At 29.5% G+C, this 24,879-nt stretch carries 23 protein-coding genes, 1 tRNA gene, 1 pseudogene and 1 riboswitch; of the genes and pseudogenes, 17 read left to right on the top strand and 8 right to left on the bottom strand.

Going from position 1 to position 24,879, the window contains the following annotated elements; translation table 11 throughout:
• The first annotated feature begins 93 nt into the window (after positions 1-93).
• The 6 genes from recD2 (at position 94) to prfB (ending at position 8,871) form a co-directional block, all read left to right on the top strand.
• The gene (gene recD2 / locus BUB83_RS06480; protein ID WP_073337639.1) at positions 94-2,304 is read left to right on the top strand and encodes an SF1B family DNA helicase RecD2; all 2,211 of its coding nucleotides are present in this window, start codon (positions 94-96) and stop codon (positions 2,302-2,304) included.
• Positions 2,305-2,328: 24 nt separating this feature from the next.
• A complete protein-coding gene (locus BUB83_RS06475) occupies positions 2,329-3,357 on the top strand; it encodes a helicase-related protein (RefSeq protein WP_073337638.1) in 1,029 nt (342 codons plus the stop codon).
• The gene (locus BUB83_RS06470; RefSeq protein ID WP_073337637.1) at positions 3,318-3,998 is read left to right on the top strand and encodes a ComF family protein; all 681 of its coding nucleotides are present in this window, start codon (positions 3,318-3,320) and stop codon (positions 3,996-3,998) included. The genes BUB83_RS06475 and BUB83_RS06470 overlap by 40 nt, the downstream gene beginning before the upstream one ends.
• A gap of 513 nt (positions 3,999-4,511) precedes the next feature.
• Positions 4,512-5,045 carry a ribosome hibernation-promoting factor, HPF/YfiA family gene (gene hpf / locus BUB83_RS06465; protein ID WP_073337636.1) on the top strand — a complete coding sequence of 178 codons (534 nt, stop codon included), beginning with the start codon at positions 4,512-4,514 and terminating at the stop codon, positions 5,043-5,045.
• A gap of 189 nt (positions 5,046-5,234) precedes the next feature.
• Positions 5,235-7,742, top strand: coding sequence for a preprotein translocase subunit SecA (gene secA, locus BUB83_RS06460; protein WP_073337635.1), 2,508 nt, complete (start codon positions 5,235-5,237; stop codon positions 7,740-7,742).
• A 24-nt stretch (positions 7,743-7,766) separates the two neighbouring features.
• Positions 7,767-8,871, top strand: a protein-coding gene (prfB, locus tag BUB83_RS06455) for a peptide chain release factor 2 (RefSeq protein WP_341465343.1) whose coding sequence is annotated in 2 segments (ribosomal slippage) — positions 7,767-7,841 and positions 7,843-8,871 — 1,104 coding nt in all. Because the reading frame shifts where the segments join, the coding sequence is not laid out codon by codon here.
• Between the two features lie 25 nt (positions 8,872-8,896).
• On the opposite strand, the gene BUB83_RS06450 is transcribed toward prfB, so the two are convergent.
• A complete protein-coding gene (locus BUB83_RS06450) occupies positions 8,897-10,234 on the bottom strand; it encodes a M28 family metallopeptidase (RefSeq protein ID WP_073337633.1) in 1,338 nt (445 codons plus the stop codon).
• A gap of 130 nt (positions 10,235-10,364) precedes the next feature.
• On the opposite strand from BUB83_RS06450, the gene BUB83_RS06445 reads away from it, so the two are divergent.
• Both BUB83_RS06445 and BUB83_RS06440 read left to right on the top strand, forming a co-directional pair.
• Positions 10,365-12,527, top strand: coding sequence for a Tex family protein (locus BUB83_RS06445; RefSeq protein ID WP_073337632.1), 2,163 nt, complete (start codon positions 10,365-10,367; stop codon positions 12,525-12,527).
• A 50-nt stretch (positions 12,528-12,577) separates the two neighbouring features.
• A riboswitch (FMN riboswitch) is annotated at positions 12,578-12,692 on the top strand.
• Positions 12,693-12,799: 107 nt separating this feature from the next.
• Entirely contained in the window at positions 12,800-13,429 is a 630-nt protein-coding gene (locus BUB83_RS06440) for an ECF transporter S component (RefSeq protein ID WP_073337631.1), read from the top strand.
• A 19-nt stretch (positions 13,430-13,448) separates the two neighbouring features.
• Here the strand turns inward: BUB83_RS06440 and rimI are convergent, their stop codons facing one another.
• The 4 genes from rimI to BUB83_RS06420 all read right to left on the bottom strand — a co-directional run bounded on the left by rimI (position 13,449) and on the right by BUB83_RS06420 (position 16,731).
• Positions 13,449-13,895, bottom strand: a complete 447-nt coding sequence (rimI, locus tag BUB83_RS06435; RefSeq protein WP_073337630.1) for a ribosomal protein S18-alanine N-acetyltransferase — start codon at positions 13,893-13,895, stop codon at positions 13,449-13,451.
• Complete coding sequence (gene tsaB / locus BUB83_RS06430) at positions 13,882-14,604, bottom strand: tRNA (adenosine(37)-N6)-threonylcarbamoyltransferase complex dimerization subunit type 1 TsaB (RefSeq protein WP_073337629.1); 723 nt, start codon at positions 14,602-14,604, stop codon at positions 13,882-13,884. Before tsaB ends, rimI begins: the two co-directional genes overlap by 14 nt.
• Positions 14,601-15,059 (bottom strand): tRNA (adenosine(37)-N6)-threonylcarbamoyltransferase complex ATPase subunit type 1 TsaE, encoded by a 459-nt coding sequence (gene tsaE / locus BUB83_RS06425; RefSeq protein ID WP_073337628.1) that lies wholly within the window; start codon positions 15,057-15,059, stop codon positions 14,601-14,603. Before tsaE ends, tsaB begins: the two co-directional genes overlap by 4 nt.
• Before the next feature lie 91 nt (positions 15,060-15,150).
• Positions 15,151-16,731: a ClC family H(+)/Cl(-) exchange transporter gene (locus BUB83_RS06420; protein ID WP_073337627.1), complete on the bottom strand. Its 1,581-nt coding sequence runs from the start codon at positions 16,729-16,731 to the stop codon at positions 15,151-15,153.
• A gap of 231 nt (positions 16,732-16,962) precedes the next feature.
• Here BUB83_RS06420 and BUB83_RS06415 point away from each other — a divergent pair.
• The 4 genes from BUB83_RS06415 to pgmB all read left to right on the top strand — a co-directional run bounded on the left by BUB83_RS06415 (position 16,963) and on the right by pgmB (position 19,504).
• Positions 16,963-17,038 (top strand) — tRNA-Trp (locus BUB83_RS06415).
• A 139-nt stretch (positions 17,039-17,177) separates the two neighbouring features.
• On the top strand, positions 17,178-17,729 hold the full coding sequence (lepB, locus tag BUB83_RS06410; RefSeq protein WP_242950640.1) for a signal peptidase I: 552 nt from the start codon (positions 17,178-17,180) through the stop codon (positions 17,727-17,729).
• Positions 17,730-17,792: 63 nt separating this feature from the next.
• Positions 17,793-18,446, top strand: a complete 654-nt coding sequence (locus tag BUB83_RS06405) for a peptidylprolyl isomerase (RefSeq protein ID WP_073337625.1) — start codon at positions 17,793-17,795, stop codon at positions 18,444-18,446.
• Positions 18,447-18,838: 392 nt separating this feature from the next.
• Positions 18,839-19,504, top strand: coding sequence for a beta-phosphoglucomutase (pgmB, locus tag BUB83_RS06400; protein ID WP_073337624.1), 666 nt, complete (start codon positions 18,839-18,841; stop codon positions 19,502-19,504).
• Positions 19,505-19,582: 78 nt separating this feature from the next.
• Here pgmB and BUB83_RS06395 read toward each other — a convergent pair whose 3' ends face one another.
• The 3 genes from BUB83_RS06395 to BUB83_RS06385 are packed head-to-tail and all read right to left on the bottom strand — an operon-like array spanning position 19,583 to position 20,498.
• Entirely contained in the window at positions 19,583-19,798 is a 216-nt protein-coding gene (locus BUB83_RS06395; protein WP_073337623.1) for a hypothetical protein, read from the bottom strand.
• Between the two features lie 41 nt (positions 19,799-19,839).
• Positions 19,840-20,289: a hypothetical protein gene (locus BUB83_RS06390; RefSeq protein WP_073337622.1), complete on the bottom strand. Its 450-nt coding sequence runs from the start codon at positions 20,287-20,289 to the stop codon at positions 19,840-19,842.
• A 2-nt stretch (positions 20,290-20,291) separates the two neighbouring features.
• The gene (locus tag BUB83_RS06385) at positions 20,292-20,498 is read right to left on the bottom strand and encodes a helix-turn-helix transcriptional regulator (RefSeq protein WP_073337621.1); all 207 of its coding nucleotides are present in this window, start codon (positions 20,496-20,498) and stop codon (positions 20,292-20,294) included.
• A gap of 359 nt (positions 20,499-20,857) precedes the next feature.
• On the opposite strand from BUB83_RS06385, the gene BUB83_RS06380 reads away from it, so the two are divergent.
• From BUB83_RS06380 to BUB83_RS06365, 5 genes and pseudogenes are all read left to right on the top strand, one after another.
• Positions 20,858-21,235, top strand: a complete 378-nt coding sequence (locus BUB83_RS06380; RefSeq protein ID WP_073337620.1) for a PH domain-containing protein — start codon at positions 20,858-20,860, stop codon at positions 21,233-21,235.
• Between the two features lie 37 nt (positions 21,236-21,272).
• The gene (locus tag BUB83_RS06375; RefSeq protein WP_073337619.1) at positions 21,273-22,094 is read left to right on the top strand and encodes an alpha/beta hydrolase; all 822 of its coding nucleotides are present in this window, start codon (positions 21,273-21,275) and stop codon (positions 22,092-22,094) included.
• 154 nt (positions 22,095-22,248) lie between these two features.
• Positions 22,249-23,316 (top strand): annotated as a pseudogene (gene cobT / locus BUB83_RS06370) (nicotinate-nucleotide--dimethylbenzimidazole phosphoribosyltransferase); the annotation flags it as partial.
• Positions 23,302-23,853 carry a L,D-transpeptidase family protein gene (locus BUB83_RS22420; protein WP_242950646.1) on the top strand — a complete coding sequence of 184 codons (552 nt, stop codon included), beginning with the start codon at positions 23,302-23,304 and terminating at the stop codon, positions 23,851-23,853. The pseudogene cobT and the gene BUB83_RS22420, both read left to right, overlap by 15 nt.
• Before the next feature lie 40 nt (positions 23,854-23,893).
• Positions 23,894-24,871 carry an NAD(P)/FAD-dependent oxidoreductase gene (locus BUB83_RS06365; RefSeq protein ID WP_073337617.1) on the top strand — a complete coding sequence of 326 codons (978 nt, stop codon included), beginning with the start codon at positions 23,894-23,896 and terminating at the stop codon, positions 24,869-24,871.
• The last annotated feature ends 8 nt before the right edge of the window (positions 24,872-24,879 follow it).

Raw genomic sequence — 24,879 nt, 5'->3', positions numbered from 1 at the left:
TAAAATGGTATAATTAAGAAATATACTAAGTATAGATGTATACTTGTTATTATAAAGTAAGGAATTTTGTAAAAACTGTTTAGAGGAGAGTTTATGTCAGAAATTTTAGGTGTAGTATCCGATATTATATTTCAGAATGAAAGCAATGGTTATATTATAGCCAAAATAAAAGATGATGATGATATTCATACAATAACTGGGTTTATTCCTTATATACAAGAAGGTATAAATTTAAAGTTAACAGGGGAATGGTTTATTCATCCTAAGTTTGGACAACAATTTAAAGTTCAGTCCTGTGAGGAAGTAGTTCCAAACTCTATAGATGGGATAAAAAAATATTTATCTTCAGGAGTAATATCAGGTATTGGACCTGTTACTGCAAAAAAAATCGTTGATTTTTTCGGAGAGAAAACTTTAGAAATTTTAGATAATAATATAGAAAGATTAACTGAAATTGATGGCATAGGAGAGAAAAAAGCTGAAAAAATAGCAGAGTCATATTTGAATGGAAGAGAAATTCAAAATGTAATGATTTTTTTTCAAACCTATGGATTAACACCCTCTCAATGTGTTAAAGTGCACCATAAATATGGTAAGGATGCTATTGGTATTGTTAAAGAAAATCCTTATATGCTAGTTGAAGATATAAAAGGTATAGGATTTAAAACTGCAGATAAAATTGCTCAAAGTATTGGAATAGAAATTAATTCTTCTTATAGAATACAAAGTGGAATTATTTTTGTTTTAAATCAATTTTGTGCTATGGGGAATACCTATTTACCTTTGGAAAAATTAATGAATGAATGCGAAAAGATTTTATTGGTATCAGTAGAAGATATATATTCTAATATTAATGAATGTGTTTTAAATAATAAGATAAAAATTGAAGATATTGATGAAGTGCCCTGTGTATTTACTTTGCAATTTTATTATTATGAGCTTGGAGTAACAGTGAAGATTTTAACTTTAGCAACAGATGAATACAAGGATGTTCAAATAAATATTGAGGAAGAAATAAAAGAGTTTGAGAGTAATAATAAAATAACTTTTGCACCAATTCAAAAGGAAGCTATAACGGGTGCATTCCAAAATGGAATAGAGATAATTACTGGAGGACCAGGAACAGGAAAAACTACAATAATTAAATGCATAACAGAAATGTTTGAAAATGCTAGTATGACAGTGTTTATGGCTGCACCAACAGGACGGGCAGCTAAACGTATGACGGAAGCAACAGGTAGGGAATCTAAAACAATTCATAGATTGTTAGAATTTGGATTTAACGAGGAAGAAGATTATAATTTTCAACGAGGAGAAGAATCACCATTACAATGTGATGTTTTAATTGTGGATGAAGCATCCATGATTGATATAATGCTTATGAATTCTTTACTAAAAGCTATCCCTAAAGGAACAAGACTTATTATTGTGGGAGATGCTGACCAATTACCTTCAGTAGGACCAGGAAATGTGCTTAGTGATTTGATAAATAGCCAATGTGTTAAAGTAGTAAGACTTAAAGAAATATTTAGGCAAGCAGAAGAAAGCATGATAGTTGTAAATGCACACAAAATTAATAATGGCGAAATGCCAGTTTTGAATAAAAAAGATACGGATTTTTATTTTATAAATGAAGATAATTCAAATTTTATAATGGATTTGATAATAGAGTTGATGAATGAAAGATTACCTAAATTTAACAATAAATGGGATAAAATAAAACATATTGAAATTTTATCTCCAATGAAAAAAGGAATTTTAGGTATAGAAAATTTAAATGAAAATCTCCAAAAAGTTTTAAATCCTAAGTCAGAAAATAAAGAAGAGATAGAAATAAGTAAAGGTGTATTTAGGGTTGGCGATAAAGTTATGCAGACAAAGAATAATTACACACTCAAATGGAAGAGTGGAGATGGAGAAGAAGGTACTGGGGTTTTTAATGGAGATATTGGATATATAGAAAATATTTATAAAGATAAAATAGTAGTGTGGTTTGATGATGATAGAAAGATAGAATATGAAAAAATCTATTTTGATGAGTTAGAACTAGCTTATGCTATGACTATACATAAAAGTCAAGGAAGTGAATTTCCAGTGGTTATTATGCCTATGTTTATGGGACCACCACTATTAATGAATAAAAATTTGCTTTATACTGGTATAACTAGAGCTAAAAAAATGGTAGTACTTGTAGGCAATGTTAAAGCTTTAAACTTTATGATAAGTAATACTAAAAGTTATGATAGGTATTCAGCTTTGAAATGGAGAATACTAAGTACATTAGACAAAAATATCATATCATAAAATTATGGAATAGGTGGGATTGATATGAATTCTTTATTGATTAGTAAGGAAAAGAAAAAATTAAGTGATGAATTAATTCGGTGGAGTAAAGGAAGGGAAAGACTTTTAAATATTACAACCATTCCTTATAATTCTTCGGAAATTTTATACAAAGTTATTTTAGAAAATTGTAGTAATGGTATTAAAACTCTTTATATAACAGAAGAAGAAGAGGATAATGTGGAAGTAATTAATCTTATAAAAAAGAACAGTACATTTAGGGACTATATAAATATAAAAGAAGATTACAATACTCAGCAATATGAATTAGTAGTTGCAAAATGTGATGATTTAGACCACATACAAGATAAATTTGAAATTATTGTTTACAATGGAATAAGTAATGTGGTTAATCTTTCTTATGAAGAGATTATAAGAAGTATGGGAAGGTTACTAAGTTTTGGAGGAAAAATAATTTCTTATAATTTTGAATGTATTTTTAGCGGGAATAAGGAAATAATTATACCTATAAGAGACAATGGGTGCCCATTAGTGGAACCGATGCTTATAAAAACTAAGATTGATTTGAATAAGGATCTTCCTTATGTAGCTTATGAACATTTAAAATGGTCATTAGAAAATAAGAAAAAAGTTATTATTTATGTTCCAGATAAAGAAAGAGTGAATAAGGTTTATTCTTATTTAGAAAAATACTGTAGAAATATTTCGAAGGAGGTATATTATTTTACAGAATATAATAAAGATAAAGATGAATTAAAAAAGTTTTTAAATAGAAAAAGTTCTATAATAGTCACAAATGATTATTGTCACAATAGATTAGATATAGAGAATGCAAATATAATGGTATTTTTTGCAGACAATAATTGCTTTAATTATAAAAAACTTATTTACATATCTGGTAAAGTTGGAAGAAAAGAGAAAAATAATTTAGGAGAAGTTATTTTTTTAGCAAAAGAAGAAAATTTAGAAATTGAAAAATCAAAAAATATAATAAGGAATTTTAATAAGGAAGCATGGGAAAAAAAATTTTTCGTAGCGCAAAATTTATTTTAGAATGTGTTTTAGATGTTATTTATGCAAAAGATGATATTTGTCCAGGATGTGATGAAAGCATTATAGATAATCAACAGTTATGTTCTAATTGTATTAGTAAAATTAAAGTTTGTAATGAAATAATGCTATTAGAGAAGGAAATTGAAAAAACTATATGTTATACCTTTTCGTACTATTCTGGAATAATAAAAAAACTTATACTAAATTTGAAATATAAAAGTGATTTTAAATCGGGAAATATATTAGCAGAATTACTACATAACTACGTAGTAAAAAATAATCTACAATTTGATTGTATAACATTTGTTCCTTCATCTAAAAAGGCATTAAAAAAACGAGGATATAATCAAAGTGAATTTTTGGCAAAGAAAATAGGGGCAAGGTGTAATGTAAAAACTATAAAAACTATGTATAAGATTTGCGAAACCAAAGATCAAATAGGATTAAACAAAGAACAAAGATGGGAAAATTTAAAGAATTCCTTTAGAATAAGGAATAATATTGATTTGACAGGTAAAATAATACTTTTGGTGGATGATGTTATTACTACAGGAGCCACTAGCTTTTTATGCTGTGAACAATTGATACAAAGTAATGCTAAGCAAGTTATTGTATTATCTGTAGCAAAGGGTAGAATTTAACTTTTTCTATGCGAAATTCTCCCACCTCTTAGGTGGTGAGATGAATAGCATATTAATGTAAATAGTTCGACACTATTTACATTAATTATATTTGTAAAATTATTATTGATTTGTTACTATAATGTTATAGGTTTTCAAATTACCGTAGGTACTACGGAAAGGGTTCGCCTTAAAAACCCATAGCCTTGGAAACTGATAAGTCGTAAAATAATTTCCTACTTGTAGGTTGACTAGGATTAAAGGAAGCTCCCATTTCTAAAATGGTGAGTAGTTCACAACCGTTATTACTATTATAACATAGTTTTTACAAAATAGCTTGTTTGAAGAAATGGCGAAAAAAGGAGAATGAATAAGCTTTATTAGATAAGAATAGATTAATTTGTGAAAACATTTAATAAATTCAGAAAAATGGCATTTGTCTTTATATTATATATGTAATACAATAGTAGTATAACAAAAATACTTAAATATAAAACATATTTATATTTTCTTAGATAGAGAGGGGCTGACTTTATGAAGATTATAGTTAGTGGAAAAAATATTGCGGTAACAGAAGGTTTAAGAGATGCAGTTGAATCAAAATTATCAAAATTGGAAAAATACTTCGTACCTGATGTGGAGGTTCATGCCACTTTAAGTGTACAAAAAAGTAGGCATATTATTGAAGTCACTATACCTTTCAATGGAGTTATTTTAAGAGGCGAAGAGTCAAACGAAGATATGTATGTTGGTTTAGATTTGGTTACAGAAAAATTAATTAGACAAATTAGAAAACAAAAAACTAAGTTAGAAAGAAGAATCCATTCAGGAGATTCTCTTAGATATCAAGTACTTAATGATTATGTGAAAGAAGAAGAAGAAAAAGAAGGTAAAATTGTTAAAACTAAAAGATTTGCAATGAAACCTATGACAGATGAAGAGGCTATGCTACAGATAGAAATGTTAGGACATAATTTCTTTGTTTATAAAAATGGAGATACAAACGAAGTTAATGTTTTATATAAAAGAAAAGATGGCAACTATGGTTTAATAGAGCCAGAATTTTAGGATAAAGGAGGATTTTCCTCCTTTATTTTTTTATAAAAATTAATAATAAATTAACTATATGCTTTGTGAAAAACATATATATAAGTGGTAATAAATACAATTTTAATTGATGGGTTTAATATGTGGTGGTATAATGATAAAGTCATAGTTAAAATGACCATATAGAATAAAAATAGCGAGGTAAATAAAATGGGATTATTTGAAAAAGTTTTTGGATCTTATAGTGAAAGGGAATTAAAGAAGTTAACATCAAACTTAGATAAAATAGATTCATTTGAAGAAGGGTTAAAAAAACTTTCTAATGAAGAATTGAAACTGAAGACAGAAGAATTTAAAAACAGAATAAATAATGAAGAAACTTTAGATGATTTATTACCAGAAGCTTTTGCAGTAGTAAGAGAAGCTTCAGTTAGAGTTCTTGGATTAAGACATTTTAGAGAACAATTAATGGGTGGTATTGTACTTCATCAAGGAAGAATATCAGAAATGAAGACAGGAGAAGGTAAAACTTTAGTTGCAACATTACCAGCTTATCTTAATGCTTTGTCGGGAAATGGAGTACATATTGTTACAGTAAATGATTATCTTGCAAAAAGAGACTCAGAGGAAATGGGAAGCGTATATGAGTTTTTAGGCTTAAAAACAGGGGTTATAGTGCATGGATTAACAAATATTGAAAGAAGAGAAGCTTACAATTGTGATATAACTTATGGAACAAATAATGAATTTGGGTTTGATTATCTTAGAGACAATATGGTGGTTTATAAAAGAGATAAAGTTCAAAGAGTTTTAAATTATTGTATCGTTGACGAAGTTGACTCCATTTTAATAGATGAAGCTAGAACACCTTTGATTATATCTGGAGAAGGAGATAAATCAACTGATTTTTATAAGGTAGCAGATTTTTTTGCTAAGTCTTTAAAATCAGAAGATTATACAGTAGATGAAAAAAGTAATTCTGTTATTTTAACAGAAGAAGGACTAAAGAAAGCAGAAAAATATTATCATTTAGAAAACTATGCTGATGCAGAAAATATGCAAATTCAACATCATACAGTTCAAGCTTTAAAAGGTAACTATACTATGAAAAAAGATATAGATTACATGGTAAAAGATGATGAGGTTATTATTGTAGATGAGTTTACAGGAAGACTTATGGAAGGAAGACGTTATAGCGATGGACTACACCAAGCTATTGAAGCTAAGGAAAATGTAAAAATTCAAAAGGAATCTAAAACTTTAGCAACTATTACATTCCAAAATTATTTTAGAATGTATGATAAATTATCAGGTATGACTGGTACAGCACAAACAGAAGAAAATGAATTTAGAGAAATCTATGGATTAGATGTTATTGTTATACCTACTCATGAACCTATAGCAAGACAAGATACTCCAGATTTAGTTTATAAAACACAGGTTGGTAAATTTAAAGCTATAGTAAATGATATTGCTGAAACTTATAAAACAGGTCAACCAATGCTTGTAGGTACTGTAAGTATTGAAACTTCTGAATTGTTATCAGCTTTACTTAAGAAAAAAGGAATACCTCATAAAGTATTAAATGCTAAATACCATGAGATGGAAGCTGAAATAATTTCACATGCAGGAGAAAAAGGTGGAGTAACCATTGCTACAAATATGGCAGGACGTGGAACTGACATAAAGCTTGGTGAAGGAGTAGTAGAAGTAGGTGGATTAAAGGTAATAGGTACTGAAAGACATGAATCTAGACGTATTGATAATCAGCTTAGAGGTCGTTCCGGTCGTCAAGGAGATCCGGGATTTTCAAGATTTTATGTTTCACTTGAAGATGATTTGATGAGAATATTTGCATCAGAAAGATTCCAAAGTATCGTTGAGAAACTTGGATTAGATGATGATGATGTTATTGAAAGCAAAATGGTTACTAGTGCAATAGAAAGTGCTCAAAAGAAAGTTGAAGGAAATAACTTTGATATAAGAAAAAATGTACTTCAATATGATGATGTTATGAATCAACAAAGAGAAGTTATATATGGTCAAAGAGCAGAAGTATTAGAAGGGGAAGATTTAAAAGCACAATTAGAAAAAATGATGGAAGAAGTTATATATAATGCTGTAAATACTCATATGAACTCAGATAAAGATGATATGAATGAAGATATTCAAAAATTATTAGCTTATTTAGAAGAAATTTATCTTCCTAAAAATATAATAACTATTGAAGAAATTAAATCAATGAACATTGAGGAAGTTAAAGCTAAATTAATAAGTTTAGCTAGAGATCTTTATGATGCAAAAGAAGCACAAATTAGTTCTGAACAAATGAGAGAAATTGAAAGAGTTATTTTATTAAGAGTAGTTGATACAAAATGGATGGCACATATTGACGATATGGATCATTTAAGAAGAGGGATAGGTCTTAGAGCTTATAGACAACAGGACCCAGTTCAAGCTTATCAATTTGAAGGTAGCCAAATGTTTGATGCTATGATTCATGGAATCGAAGTAGATACAATTAAGTATTTATTCCATGTTCATATTCAAAAGGCACCTGAAAGAGAACAAGTAGCTAAAGAAACTACTACTAATAAAACAGATGATTCTTTGAAAAAAGAACCTAAAACAAGAAAAGATAAAAAAGTAGGAAGAAATGAACCGTGCCCATGTGGTAGTGGTAAAAAATATAAAAATTGTCATGGATTAAATGAATAATTTGTTTTGAAAGGTGTGAAGTAAATGATTCAGCTTGATGAATGGGTAAATGCTATTCAACAGCTAAAAGAAGAACTTGATGAAGTGAGGGTTTCACTTTGACATAGCAGGAACCAAATTGAAAATTGATGAGCTAGAGAATAGTATGCAAGATTCAGAGTTTTGGACTGATATAAATAAAGCTCAAAAAATTTCACAAGAAACAAAAATGTTAAAAGACAAATTAGATAAATATAATTTTGTGAAAGAAAAGATAGAGGATACAGAAGTTCTTATAGAAATGAGTTTAGAGGAAGAGGATTTATCTTCTTTATCAGAGATTAAAAATGATGCTAAACTTTTAAAAGATATAATAGAGAACTTTAAGCTTCGAATTCTTTTATCAGGAGAATATGATAAAAATAATGCTATAATGACGTTACATGCTGGAGCAGGTGGTACAGATGCTCAGGATTGGACTCAAATGATGCTGAGAATGTATACTAGATGGGCAGAAAGCAAAGGTTTTAGTTTAGAAACTTTGGATTATTTAGCTGGTGATGAGGCTGGAGTTAAGAGTGCTTCAATTAAAGTATCTGGAGAATATGCTTATGGATATTTAAAAGCTGAGAAGGGGATTCATAGATTGGTAAGAATATCTCCCTTTAATGCAAATGGTAAAAGGCAAACATCTTTTGCATCACTAGAAGTGTTGCCAGAGCTTACTGAAGAACAGGATATAGAAATTAAATCTGATGATTTGAAAATTGATACTTTTAGAGCTAGTGGAGCTGGGGGTCAACATGTAAATAAAACAGAATCAGCCATTAGAATAACTCATTTGCCAACAGGCATAGTGGTTCAGTGCCAAAATGAGAGAAGTCAATTTTCTAATAAAGATACTGCTATGGCAATGCTAAAAGCTAAATTAGTTGAAATTAAAGAGCGTGAACATAAAGAAAGAATTGAAGATTTGACTGGAGATTTAAAGGATAATGGCTGGGGAAGTCAAATTAGATCTTATGTTTTCCATCCTTATAATATGGTGAAAGACCATAGAACGGGGGCAGAAACAGGTAATGTAGATGCCGTTATGGATGGCGATGTAGATATGTTTATGACTGAATTTCTTAAAAATGAAGCTAAATAAGTAAAAATAGAGCTGAAGAACAGCTCTATTTTTTTGATATTAAATTTTTAATAAATATGATTAAAATAATTAGTATACATACAGATATTATTTGTTTATAGTACATTAATAAAGGATTACCTCCAAAAGCATTTTTTATAATTTGTTTGGAAGCAACTAAATAGCACCTATCTATATTATCTATGTCTATATTATCAATAGTATCGTTTGGAGTATGAATCCTAGAAATATCATCGTCACAGAAGGTAATAGCATCTATATTATTAGTTCTAAAAGCTTTGTGGTCTGAGGAATCCTGGAAAAGATATTTAAATTGAATATCTTCGCTATGGCAGGTTGCAGAAATAGAACGCATAAATGATGTATCTTCATTATCATTTACTCCCCCCATAATAGTTAAAGGAACTGCATTATTTGATCCAATCATATCAAAATTGAAAACTTTACTATTTTGAATTTCATTTTTATATTTAGAGACAAATTCTTCAGAACCTACACAACCAAATTCCTCAGCATTAAAAGCCACAAATAAAATATCTCTATCAGGTGTTCCTAGAGATTTTAAATATTTTATTAACTCAAGCATAAATGCTGTACCAGATGCATTATCCAATGCTCCGTTATATATAGTGTTATTTAAATCAGTCCCCAAATGGTCAAAGTGTGCACTTATTATTATAGGGTGCTTATCAGGATTTTTGCCTTCGATAAGCCCCATCACATTTGAAATAGTAGTTTCAGAAGTTTTATAAGGAACAAAGCCATTGATATAATAACCTTTAGCGACATACTCTTTTATCTTGTTTAATATAGAATCCTCAACAATAATACACATGCTCCAAGGACAATCTTTTAAAAATGAACTTCTGAATTTTAAACCTTGTTCCTTTGAAGAGTAAATTAGAAATAAATCATCTCCGTCGTTTGCCTGAAGTATATTCTCCTGCATGTAAACCTGAGAATTTTTTGAAAAAGTAAATTTATTATTTTTAAAATTCATCATATCTTCTTTAAAATCTTTTCCATAAGCAAATTCTTCTATTTTATTCCCTTTTCCATCTGAAACAAACAAATAAGGCTGTCCATTGATTTTTTCTGGAAAACTGGTAGTAAATGAATCTGTATACTCCTCCATAAAGGGTTTTAAATCATTTTCAAGAAATTTTAATTTTATGTATTCTTCAATTTCGCGGTTTTCTAAAGTGCCTGTCAATCTTCCTTTAAAATAATCAGAAGACATGTATTTAATATTTTCATATGTATCATAAGAACTAAAGTCATGAATAGATGTACTGATGTTAAAACTAAATACTAACATTAACGAAGCAAGGCAAGTAATTATTTGTTCTAGTAGTTTTTTCATATAAAGCTCCTTATTAAGTTTTAATATATTTTATGCAAGTGAACATAAACATTATGATGAATTAATGGACTTTTTATATTTTATGGTATAAAATAATGTGAGTTAATTATTTATGTAAGGATGTGGTAATGTGAGTATTATTGTAACTAAATTAGTTAAGGAATTTGGTATTTCAAAGAAACAGGTAGATGATGTTCTGCAACTTCTTGATGAAGGAAATACAGTTCCTTTTATCGCTAGATATAGAAAAGAAAAAACAGGTGGATTAGATGATGAAATTCTAAGAAATCTTTATGAAAGACTTACTTATTTAAGAAATCTTGAAGATAGAAAAAGTGATGTTATAAGATTGATAGATGAGCAAGAAAAGTTAACAGAAGAATTAAAAATTTCAATAGAAAAATCAGAAACATTAACTGAAGTTGAGGATTTATATAGACCATACAAAGCTAAAAAAAGAACTAAAGCAACTATAGCAGAGGAAAAAGGATTAAAACAACTTGCAGAGGTTATTTATTCTGGAGAATTCAAAGGAAATATTGAGGGATTTTCAGCAGAATTCATTAATGAAGAAAAAGATGTTAATTCAGTTGAAGATGCAATTAAAGGTGCTAAAGATATAATTGCAGAAATGATTTCTGATGAAGCAGAATATAGAAAATGGATAAGAGATTTTGTAAGAAAAAATGGGATTTTAAAATCTATAGGTAGCAGTAAAGAAAGCAACCCTTATGAAATGTATTATAATTATGAAGAACCAGTTATGAAAATCCCTGCGCATAGAATTCTTGCTATCAATAGAGGAGAAAAAGAAAAAATATTATCAGTTAAAATTGAAGGGGATATGGAAAAAATACTTCAATATGTAACTAGAAATTCTTTGAAGAATAATAGTATTACAGATATATACATAGAAGAAAGTGCATCAGATTCTTTAAAAAGACTTATTTATCCTTCTATTGAAAGAGAAATAAGATCAGAATTAACAGATAAAGGTGAACAAGGTGCTATCGATATTTTTAAGGCCAATTTAAAGGCTTTATTGATGCAACCACCTATAAAGGGTAAGGTTGTATTAGGATATGATCCTGGCTTTAGAACAGGCTGTAAAATAGGTGTGTTAGATCAAACAGGTAAACTTTTAGATATTTCTACGGTATACGCAACAGCTCCACAAAATGATGTAGAAGGTTCAATAAAAAAATTAAAAGCATTAATTTATAAATATGGAGTTGAAGTAATTTCATTAGGTAATGGAACTGCTAGTAGGGAATCAGAAGAAGTTATTGCGAGATTGATTAAAGAAGTTAAAATTGAGAAGGGAATAGATTTATCATATGTTATTGTATCTGAGGCGGGAGCTTCTGTTTATTCAGCTTCAAAGCTTGCCTCCAAAGAATACCCTGATATTGATGTTTCTATAAGAGGAGCAATTTCTATTGCCAGAAGATTACAAGACCCATTAGCTGAGCTTGTTAAAATTGATCCTAAATCTATAGGGGTAGGACAATACCAACATGATGTTACTCAGAAAAAATTAGATGAATCGTTAAAAGGTGTAGTTGAGGATGCTGTAAATAGTGTGGGAGTAGATTTAAATATTGCAACTCCAGCGCTTTTATCATATATTTCAGGTGTTTCTTCTTCTATAGCAGAAAATATTGTGGCATTTAGAGAAGAAAATGGTTTATTTACAAGTAGAAAGCAATTATCAAAGGTTAAAAGACTTGGACCAAAAGCTTTTGAGCAATGTGCTGGTTTCTTAAAAGTATCAGAAAGTAAAGATATACTAGATAATACATCAGTTCATCCAGAATCCTATAAAGCGGCTAAAGCTCTTTTAAAAACCTTAAATTATTCGGAGTCTCAAATAGGAAAAGAAGAAATAAATTCTATAGATAAAATGGCAGAATTATATGGGTTACAAAAACTTGCGGATTCTTTAGAGATAGGAATTCCTACTTTGAAAGATATTATAAAAGAATTAAAAAAACCAGGAAGAGACCCAAGAGAAGAACTTCCGAAGCCTATATTAAAGCAAGGAATAATTGAAATAGATCAATTAAAGCCTGGCATGATACTAACAGGAACTGTAAGAAATGTTGCGGATTTTGGTGCTTTTGTAGATATAGGAGTGCATCAAGATGGATTAGTACACATAAGTCAACTTTCTAATTCTTTTGTAAAACATCCTTTAGATGTAGTTAGTGTGGGCGATGTGGTTAATGTTGAAATAATAGAAGTAGATGAGAAAAGAAAGAGAATATCTATGTCAATGAAAAATATAAAATAATGTCTTGATTAATATAGACAACATTGATATAATAAGTTCATAAAAGAATAATGTATCTTCAGGGCAGGGTGTAATTCCCGACCGGCGGTTATAGTCCGCGAACCGAAAGGTTGATTTGGTGAAATTCCAAAACCGACAGTAAAGTCTGGATGGGAGAGGGTATTAGTATAAATTTGTCAATACGTCCTGATGCTTTTGCTCAGGACTTTTTTGTTGTTTATACTATAATATCTCAACTAATCTTGAAGAATCAAAATTAGGAGGGTTTTATTATGAAAAATATCAAATTAAACAGAATGGTTAAAATTTCACTACTATCAGTTATGGCATTTTTATTAATGTTCTTAGAGATTCCACTACCTTTTTTTCCGGAATTTTTAAAAATTGATATAAGTGATTTACCAGCATTATTAGGAGCTTTTGCAATGGGTCCTATTGCTGGAGTTATTATTGAATTATTAAAAAATATTCTGCATATAGTTCTAAAAGGAACTTCATCAGTTTTTGTGGGAGAACTTGCAAACTTTTTAGTGGGATCAATTTTTGTACTAGTGTCAGGATATATTTATAAAATAAAGAAAACTAAAAAAACAGCAGTTGTTAGTTTGGCAGTAGGCGTAGTAGCATTTTCTATAGGAGCAACACTATTAAATTATTTTGTGTTTTTGCCATTATATGCAATAGCCTTTAAAATGCCTGTAGAAGCTTTTGTAGGAATGGGAACAGCTGTTAACTCTAATATCAATAATTTGTTTGACTTTGTAGTATTGTCAATCTTGCCTTTTAATTTATTAAAAGGGATAGTTGTTTCAGCAGTAACAATTCCAGTATATAAATCTGTATCAGCTTATCTTCAAAGTGAAGAATTAACTGCAAATGAAAAGAAAAATGCATATAGATAGTAAAAAAAACTGTAGCTTTTTAGCTACAGTTTTTTTTCCACATAATAATTGCATCTTCACCGTTTTCGTAATAATTTTTTCTGATGGATTCTTCTTCAAAACCAAATTTTTTATACAAATTACGAGCAGCTAGATTGCTTTTTCTAACTTCTAAGGTAATACCATCAATTTTTTCTTTATAGCATAATCTTAGAGTTGCTTTTAATAATTTTGAAGCAAGTCCTTGTTTTCTATAATCAGGATTAATGGCAATATTAGTAATATGAGCTTCATCAATAATAAGCCATATACCAATGTAACCTACTAATTTACCATTAAGTTTTACTCCAAGATAATGAGAAAATTTATTTGTTATTTCACTTATAAAAGATTCTTTGCTCCATGGATGTTCAAAGCTATTACTATTAATATAAAGTAAATCATTTACATGAGAAGCATTAAGTTTGCATACTTCAATTTGAAGCATTTTTTTTCATCTCCATTTTATTATCATATTCTCTTTCAGCTTGAGATTTTCTAAGATAAATAGGAGCTACAGCAAATATATCATCTTGCTCACCCTTTAATAATTTTTTTATACCTAACTCGCCTAAGGAAGAGGCTTTGGTAGAATTTAAATGACTTGGGGCGAAATAAGTATCATTAAAACTATTATATAGTTTCTCTTTAAATTTCGGTACTGCATCTCCAATAAAAGTAACTCTAGTTTCTTTTTTTAAATTTATAAGTTCTATAAGTTCATCTATATGAATAGCCATATAATCAGTTAATTTTATTAATTCTTCTCCTTTATATTGGTATAAAGCAGTATAAACATTATCTCTCAAAGCATCTAAAATAGGGCAAATTATTCCATTGCTATAAGCCATATTGTAAGCTAAAGCATCAAGTGAGGAAACAGCTATTACAGGCTTATTTAAAGGCTGAGCAAGACCTTTTATAGTTGCCATACCTATCCTAAGTCCAGTAAAAGAACCTGGCCCTTTAGATACCACAAAACCGTCTATATCATTTATATTTAAACCTAGATTGGTAAGTAAAGTATCAATTTGGCTCATCAAAATGATTGAATGCTGTTTTTTATCGTTATAAATTATTTCTCCTAAAAGTTTATGATCTTCAACTATAGCACAAGTAGCAGAGGTAGTTGAAGAATCTACACTTATAACTTTCATATATTTAACTCCTTTATATATTTAAATCTATCACTAGTCCATTGAATCTTGATTTTTCTAAAATTTTCTCCTAATTCGGGTAATTTATCAATGTAAATTATTACCTTATCTTCTGGTAAAAGTTCTTCAATATAATTTGACCATTCTATAACAGAAACAGCATCACTGAAAATATATTCATCAAAACCAATAGCAGCAATTTCATCAGGGTCATTTACTCTATAAACATCAAAGTGGTATAAAGTTAAACGTCCGCTATATTCATTAACTATTGTGAAAGTAGGACTAGTAATATGTTCATCAATAGCAAGACCTTTAGCAATACCTTTAGTTATATGAGTTTTGCCGGTACCTAAATCACCAATCAAACAAAAAACATCCCCAGCATTAGATAATTGTCCTAATTGATAGCCCACATTAAAAGTTTTTTCCACATTATCTACTATAAATTCCATTGTATCAACTCCAAATGATTTATTAATTCATTGTTATTTTATCCTAAAATCATTAAAAAGAAAAGGAATACCTTTATTATTTAAAAATAGCTTAGGATAAAAGTTGAGAAACACCACCATATTGACATAAACAATCATTGATGTTTGAAGCAGAATCTTCGTTGGTTAAAACAATTAAATAATCTGAAGCATACATTATAGTATTCCCTTTAGGAATAATTTCAGAGTCACCTCTTTTTATTGCAGCTATAAGACAGTTTGAAGGCCATTCTATTTCTGAAATCATTTTATTTTCAAGTTTTGACTCTAGGCAAACAGGTATTTCAAGTATTACTTTATGCTTAGATTCACCATGAAAAATATCTTTACTTGAGGGTATAAGTCGTTCAAATAATGATTCATAAATTGGTTTTGAATTTAATAGTTCTGTTATTGTATAAGCTATAATTGAAACAAGGGCTATAGATAATAAATGACTAAAGGAACCAGTCATCTCAGTTAATAAAATAATACCTGTAATAGGAGCTTTGACTATAGCTGTAAAATATCCAGCCATGGCAATAATTATAAGATTAGGGATATAAGTTTGATTAAAGCCTAAGTACTTAACTAGGAGGGACCCATATATTATCCCAATAAGAGACCCAATAACTAACAGGGGAAGAAATATACCTCCAGGGGAAGTTGATCCATAACAAATTAAAGTAAATATATATTTAACAATAACAAGTTGAAAAAGGAAAATTAGTGAGAAAGAATTTGAGTTTAGAACTGAGTCAATTAATACGTGACCACCACCTAAAACTTCAGGTATAAAAAAACCTAATACTCCAGCTAATAAAAAAGGAATTACGGGCCAATATTTTTTCTTGATTAGTTTTTGTTTTGCATATAAATCTTGTGTTTTTAACAATCCTTTATTAAAAAATATACCTGTTATACCAACGATAATGCCTAAAACTATTAAATAAGGGTAACTTGTTAGTGGAATAGCATCTTTGATATTCACATGAAATATCGGTTCCATTCCAAAAAAATTACCAGCTACAAAACTAGAAGTTATTGAAGCAGCTAAAGTGGTAGTTAAAACTATAGGAGAAAAATTTTTATGTACTTCCTCTAGGGCAAAAATAACTCCAGCTAAAGGTGCATTAAAAGATGCTGCAAGTCCTGCACTAGCACCAGCAGTAATTAAGAAATTTATTTTTATTTTTGGTCTTTTTGTTACTTCACAATAACCATCAGCTAAAACAGCACCCATTTGAATAGAGGGGCCCTCTCTTCCCACAGATAAACCACCAGCTAAACAAACAATACCACCTACAAATTTAAAAATAAGAACTTTAAGCCAATTTAATTTTAATTTTCTTAGAAGAACCCCCTCAACTTGAGGAATGCCACTACCAGAAATCATAGGCTCTTTTTCTACCAAATAACCTATGAATATCCCCATCAAAGCCAAAAAAATGAACCAAACTGGTATAAGGAAAGGTTGATGCTTAAGATAAAGGTAAACATTTGAAGAAAAATTAAAAGCTTTTTCTGCAAATACACGATATAAAACAATTAATAGTCCTGTTAATGAACCAACTAGCATTCCTTGAAAAATAATTTTAATTTTGAATGTATTCCATTTTGATAAAATATCACTTGTATAATTTTCACTAGACATTGCTAAGACCCCTTATAATTTAATAATGGTTATATTAATAATAGTAACACTACATATTAGTATAACAAAGAACTTAGAAGATTTAAGCAAAAATAGATAATTAAGAATATTTAGACAAATAGTATTTATTGTGTTAAAACAAATATGAATACAAAAAATAATAAATTAAATTATTTTAAAAAAACTACTTGCTTAGTAATAAAATATATGATACAATTAACTACGTTGCAAAGGGGTATGGCTCAATTGGTAGAGTAGTGGTCTCCAAAACCATTGGTTCCGGGTTCAAGTCCTGGTGCCCCTGCCAGAATCAAAGTCAGTAATCATTAAGATTACTGACTTTTTTACTATGCAAATATAGTTTTTCCATTTTTAGTGGTATGGAAATTAATAAAGTGTTATAATTTCATAATAACTAAGTTGTTGAAATGGGGGAAACTTATATTATGTTTAAGGATAAAATAATGAAAAATGAAATAATAAGAGACTGGATAGTTCCAATATCTATAGCTATAATAATTGGATTATTATTTAGTAAATTTGTAGCATTTAGGGCAGTAGTCCCTACACCTTCAATGGAACCCACAATAAAAGTAGGAGATAGCATAATTGCTACTAAAGTTTATAATAAGGGAAATCTTAAAAGAGGAGATATTTTGGTTTTTTATTCTCATGAATTAAATGCTACTCTTACAAAAAGACTTATAGGCCTTCCGGGGGATACTGTAGAAGTTAAAGAAATGGGACAAGTTTTTATTAATGGGGTAAAATTAGAAGAACCCTACGTAGTAAATAGTGATGATTTAATGGTTAATTTTCAAGTGCCAGAGGATAAATATTTATTTATGGGAGATAATAGACAAGTATCTTTTGATAGTAGAAGATGGACAGAACCATATATAGATGCTAAAGATATAAAAGGAAAGGCTCGATTTGTATTATATCCTTTTAAAAGATTTGGAAAATTTGTTGTGGGTGAAGAAGCTTTACAACATTAAAATTAGGTAAATAAATTATGGTTATTAAGATAGCCAATTAAAATAGGATGAGGAGTAATAGTGATGAAAAAGAAAAATTATTTTTTAATAATGATATCAATGATTTTAGTATTTATGGTAGGATGTACTGATAAAACTTCTAATAATTCAACTGTAAATAATAATGACAATTCTAGTGAAACACCATTAGAATTCAATGGACCTAAACCTATAGTAACGATAATATTAAATGATGATTCTCAAATGACATTGGAGTTATATCCTGAAATAGCACCAAATACAGTAAATAATTTTATATCACTTATTAATAAAAAATATTATGATGGAATTATTTTTCATAGAGTTATCGAAGGTTTTATGATTCAAGGTGGAGATCCTACAGGGACAGGTACAGGCGGACCAGGGTATTCTATAGATGGTGAGTTTTCTTCTAATAAATTTCAAAATGATCTAAAACATACTAGAGGAGTTATTTCTATGGCTAGAAGTGGGGATCCTAATTCAGCAGGGTCACAGTTTTTTATTATGCATGAAGATTATCCATCTTTAGATGGTGAGTATGCTGCCTTTGGTAAACTTATTGAAGGTTTTGAGGTGCTTGACAGGATTGCAACTGTAGAAAAAGATTCAAAGGATAAGCCAATAGAAGATATAGTTATGAAAACTATATCTGTTGATTTGAATGGATATGAATGGAAAGAACCAGATATTAATTAAGAGAATTACTGATAATACTTTTGAAATTTACACTTGAGTTAAAAAGCGAAGAAACTATTTGTAGGGGCGGGTTTCCATGCCCGCCCGCTGTAGTTTCCCAATTAAATTACAATTACAGTAAAATCGTAATGAAAATATTATACTACTTTCTGTATTTTGTATTTTTTATCAATATTATATATGTAATTATTATATATGTAATTTATAGGCATAGCGGGGCGGCGTGGAAACCGCCCCCTACGAGTTAGTTCATATTTTTTCTCAGTGCTGAAGTAACTACACATTTATATTGAGAAAATATGCTTTTAATAATATAATAAGGGTAAGAAATTTTTTTGCCGAACAAGACAAACGTTTGCGCAAATATCATTTAAAATTAGGAGGAAAAGAAAATGTGTATAAAAGCATTTATATTTGATTTAGATGGAGTAATAACGGATACTGCAGAGTATCATTTTTTAGCTTGGGAGAAAACAGCTAAAATTTTAGATATTCCTTTTGATAGAGCTTTTAATGAAAATTTAAAAGGTGTAAGTAGGATGGAGTCATTAGAAAAAATATTAGTTAATGGAAATAAACAAAATGATTTAACCTATGAGGAAAAGTTAAAGCTAGCTTATGATAAAAATCAGTATTATGTGGAGCTTATTGAACAAATTACAGAGAAAGATTTGTTACCAGGGATAGAAGATTTACTAAAAGAGTTAAAGCAAAAGAAAATAAAAATTGGACTAGCTTCAGCTAGTAAAAATGCTATAACAGTTATTCAAGGATTGAAAGTAGGCAAGTATTTTGATTTTATTGCTGATGCAGCAATCTGTAAAAACAGTAAGCCAGCTCCAGATATATTTTTAATGGCGGCTGAGGGATTAGGTTTGGAAGCTAAATATTGTGTAGGGGTAGAAGATGCGGAGGCTGGAATAGAAGCTATAAAAGCAGCTAAAATGTTTTCAGTTGGCGTTGGGGAACCGATATCCATGAGAAAAGCTGACATGATTGTGGCGAATACTAAGGAACTGAGTTTGAAAAAAATTATAGAAAATTATAAACTAGGTTAGTAGTTTATAAAATATTTAAATTATTAAATAGGTAAAGAAGAGTTTGTAATACTCTTCTTTACCTATTGCTATCTTATGCTACTTTCCAAATGCTTTAGTAAATAATCTTTTTCTATAATCTTTAAATTTATTTATATTGTGATTTTCTTTATACATTCCTATTAGTATAAAAGTAATTCCTACTCCCACACATAAACCTTCAATAAAATCTGGAAACATATCAAACTGATTTGAAAGCAACCAAAGTCCATTTAAAAATATTCCTAAGCCAATATAATTATTTGATTTTTTCATCTTTATTACCTCCACATAAAATATTTATAAAACAATATTACCTAGAATTTTTTCCTGTAGTAAAATTTTAAAAAGCCTTTTACAAATGATATAAAAATTAAGACTGAAGACAGTGTTATAAAAACCACTTCATTAAAAAATCCGGAAGTGACAGTTGCAATTGCGATAACAACTAAGCTAAAGTTGAAACCTACTCCACCAATTTTATCTTGAATAAGTTTTCTTCTCTCATCATTCTCTTCTACAAAAAGTTTTCTTAATTCACTCTCTTGTTTTAATGATTTCTTATATTTTGCAATGTTAATGAGTAATATAAGTTGGACACCTATAAAAATACCTACCTGAAATCCATGAATAATATTTGCAATAGGTTCTTTCTCACTAGAAGAGCTACTAGTAAAAAACGTTAATATAATAAAAATAACAGCCAAACAGTTAAATGATGCCATAAGATACAATCTTCTTTTTAATGTGCTTTTAAAATTTTCCATTTTTATAATTCCTCCACTTCTGAAAAGTCAAAGACTTCTTCAATTGATAAACCAAACAATTTTGAAATTTTGTATGCAAGGGTTAATGAGGCAGTGTATTTTTCACATTCTAAGGAAGTGATTGTTTGCCTAGTTACCCCAACCGATAATGCTAATTCTTCCTGGGACATTTTATTTTTCTTTCGTAATTCTTGGATACGAGTTTTCAAGTAATTCTCCTCCTTGCAATGTCTACTTTGCAATTTAAGTATAGTACACTTTGCAAAGAGTGTCAAGTTTACTTTGCAAATATCTGAAAATGAAAGGGGATTTATATTTGCCAAATACAAATAGAAAAAAATTGAAAATATGATATAATTTAAAATGAGGTTAGTTCAAGAATTTTAGGAGTGATATATATGAAATATATACAGGAAGTGTTGTTTCAGTTATTTTAGGCTTAGATAAAAAGAAATCAATGGTATGTTGTATAGTTGGATCTCTTTTTTCAGGTACTATTATTAGTTTTCTAGCAATATATTTTCCGGAATTGCTTAAATTATTATAATTATTATGGAGGAGTGGTAAAATGGGAATTATAAGCGGTTTAATGGGTAATGCAAGCGAGGTAGACATCAAGAAAATACAAGATGAATTTGAACCAATATTAGCAGATATAGAAAAAGTTGAAAAAGCTTACAGGTTAGTCAGAGATTTATTTGTATTTACAAACAAGAGATTAATTTTAGTAGATAAACAAGGTGCAACAGGCAAAAAAACGGAGTATCACTCAATACCTTATAAAAGTATTACACACTTTAGTGTGGAATCAACGGGGCATTTTGATTTAGATGCAGAGCTAAAAATATGGATTTCAAGTACAAGTATGCCTATAGATAAGCAATTCAAAAATGATAAAAGCATTTACGAAATACAGAAAACTTTGGCACATTATATGTTTAAATAAATATAAACTTTATATGAAAAGGTAAGGTGACTTTAAGATGATAAATAAAAGAATTGATATTTGGGGTAGTGATAACTATAAGGGTAGTGGAGAAGATGGTTTTTTCCCTACATTAGATACCTATATTTTGGATGGAGAAAAGAAAAGACCAGCTGTTTTAATATGTGCAGGGGGAGGATATGGATTCACATCTGAAAGAGAAAAAGAACCTATTGCTATGAAGTTTAATTCTGCTGGATTTCATGCTTTTATTTTGAATTACAGTGTGGCTCCAAGAAAACATCCACAGCCTTTATTGGATACTTCAAGAGCTATGTGTATAATAAGAGAAAATGCGGATCAGTGGAAGATTGATTCTGAAAAGATTGCTGTTTGTGGATTTTCAGCGGGAGGACATTTAGCAGCTAGTTTAGGTGTGCATTTTGAAAAGAATTATTTGTTTGATACGCCACTTATAAAAAAAGAATTGAATAAACCTAATGCACTTATTTTAGCTTATCCAGTTATAACATCTGGAGAGTTTGCACATAGAGGGTCCTTTGATAATTTATTAGGATTAGAAGCAAGTGAAGAGATTTTAGAAGAAATGTCTTTAGAAAAACAAGTTAATGATAAAGTTCCACCAACTTTTATTTGGCATACCTTTGAAGATACAGCAGTACCAGTTGAAAATACATTGTTGTTTGCAAGGGAATTGAGAAAAAATAATGTACCCTTTGAACTTCATATTTATCCAGAAGGGGGCCATGGATTATCCCTTGCCATAGAAGAAACAGCAAATGATGATACCCAAGTTATACCTCATGTGGCAACTTGGATAGAACTTTGTACTCAGTGGCTTGAAAATTTAATGAAATAATGAGTAAATCAAATTAAAAAACCTTATGAAAATTTTTTCGTGAGGTTTTTAATTTTGGTAGATGATGATAAAATATATAGTGTAGAATGGAAAAGTGGAATAAACATTTTTTTTCAACGTTGTAATTATACAAAATGTCATAGGAGATGTAATAATGAGCTTATTAGAAAAAACACTTTCAGAAATAAAACCATTAGATAAAGAGGCCATTGAAAAAGCGTGGGAAAGATTAGATAATTTAACTAAACCTATAGGAAGTTTAGGGAGATTAGAAGAAGTTGCAGCTCAAATGGCTGGGATAACGGGAAAAGTACATAATAGTATAAATAAAAAGAACATAGTAATTATGTGTGCCGATAATGGGGTTATTGAAGAAGGGTATAGCTCAAATCCTCAGAATATAACAGAGATAGTTACCAATAATTTCACAAAAGATATTACTGGGGTTTATGTTCTTGCTGAAATGGTGAATTCAGGTATGACCATTATAGATATTGGGGTAAATGCTGATTTTAACAATAAAAAAATAATAAATAAAAAGATTGCTTATGGAACAAAAAACATGGCTAAAGAGTCAGCTATGACTAAAGAACAATTAATACAAGCCATTGAAGTTGGTATTGACACAATAGACAAGCTTGCAATAGAAAAAGTGGATTTGCTTGGAACGGGAGAAATGGGGGTAGGAAACACAACAACTTCAGCTGCAATACTAACAGTTTTATCTGGACTTAGCATTGAACTTACGGTGGGTAAGGGCTCAGGTCTTACAGAAGAACAGTTTAAGCAAAAGAAGAAGGTTATTGAAAAATCCATAGAAATTAATTCACCTATTAAAGAAGATATACTGGATGTTATGAGTAAGGTTGGTGGATTCGATATTGCAGGACTTTGTGGATGCTTTCTAGGAGCGGCTAAAAACAGAATTCCTATAGTTATTGATGGATTTATAGCTTCAACCGCAGCTTTATGTGCTTATAGATTATGTAAGTATACTAGGGATTTTATGATTCCATCACATTTATCAAAGGAACCTGGGGCAAGATATATAATGGAAGAATTAAACTTGGAACCTTATTTGAATCTAGAAATGAGACTGGGAGAAGGTTCAGGATGTCCGTTGGCATTTAACGTGGTAGAAGCTGCGCTTACGGTTATAAATAAAATGGGTACTTTTGAGCAAGCTTCATTAGATAAAAATGATTATGTGGATATAAGGGAAGATGAATTATGTAATGAAGAAAATCATAGTGGAAACTCTAAAGAGTTGTTTTTTGATAAACCTGAAAACGCTATTTCCAATGTTAATATAAAAGTATATAAGTCTGAAAGATTACTTGAACTATATGAAGGAGATAAGCTTATTAGAAGATTCAAAATTGCATTAGGAACTAATGCTATTGGGGATAAAGAAAAAGAGGGGGATAAAAAAACACCAGAAGGAGAGTATTATATTTGTACTAGAAATTATAAAAGTAAGTATACTTTAAGTTTGGGAATTAGTTATCCTAATATAAAAGATGCGCAAAATGGATTGAATGAGAAATTAATAGATAAATCTACATTTAATGATATTTCCCAGGCAATAAACAACAAAAAAAGACCTCCTTGGAACACCACACTTGGAGGAGAAATAATGATCCATGGTGGAGGAAACAGTAAAGATTGGACATGGGGATGTATTGCTCTTAGTGATGAAGATATCAGAATAATATGGGATTATGTGCCTAATGGAACATCAATAAGCATTTATCATTAACTATAAGAATTTACTAAGGTATTTATAGGAGGGTTTTAAAATGCATAAATATGATATTATAGTCATCGGAGGCGGTTCAGCTGGAATGGCTGCGGCTATAAAAGCTAAGGAAATTGGAAATAAATCAGTGCTTATTGTAGAAAGAGAAGATCAACTTGGGGGAACTTTAAATCAATGTATTCATAGTGGCTTTGGAGTTGAAATATTTGGTGAAGAATTAACAGGTCCAGAATATGTTGATAGATTTATTAAAAAAGTTAAGGAAATGAATATAGAATATAGATTAAATACTACTATTTTAGAACTTAGTAGTAACAAGATTGTGACTTTAGTTAGCCCACAAGATGGAGTTACAGAAGTTAAAGCAAAGGCGATTATTTTAGCTATGGGATGTAGGGAAAGACCAAGAGGAGTTTTAAATATTTCAGGAAGTCGATGTGCTGGAATTTATTCGGCAGGAACTGCACAAAGATTTATGAATTTAGATGGATATCTACCAGGAAAAAAAGTTGTTATTTTTGGATCAGGAAATATAGCACTTAGAGTTGCTAGAAGAATGACTTTAGAAAGCGCAGAAGTTAAAGCAGTTATAGAAGAATTACCAGAGCCTAAAGGAGATAAAAAGAATGTTATTGGGTGCTTAGAAAACTTTGAGATTCCTTTATTTAATTCCTATACTATTACTGAAATCAAAGGAGAACAAAGAGTAGAAGGAGTTATTATCTCTAAAGTTGATGAAAATTTAAAAGTTATAGAAGATAGTGAAAAATTTATAGAATGTGATACTATAGTACTCTCCGTTGCATTAACACCTGAAAATAAGTTATGTAAAAATTCAAAGATAAACTTATCAAGTGAAAATAGAGCCCCGGAAGTGAATGATAATTTGGAGACAAATATAGAAGGAATATTTGCTTGTGGTAATTTGATTTATTACCATAACTCGGTTAGTGAGATAAGCATGGAAGGATATAAGGCAGCAGAAAATGCAGTAGAGTATATAAAAAAACTATTCTAGTTAAGTGT

The sequence above is a fragment of the Clostridium grantii DSM 8605 genome, assembly GCF_900129965.1.
In the GTDB taxonomy this organism is placed as follows: Bacteria; Bacillota; Clostridia; order Clostridiales; family Clostridiaceae; genus Clostridium_AF; species Clostridium_AF grantii.
Note: the sequence above shows the minus strand (reverse complement) of the source record. Positions and strands in the feature narration are given on the sequence as shown.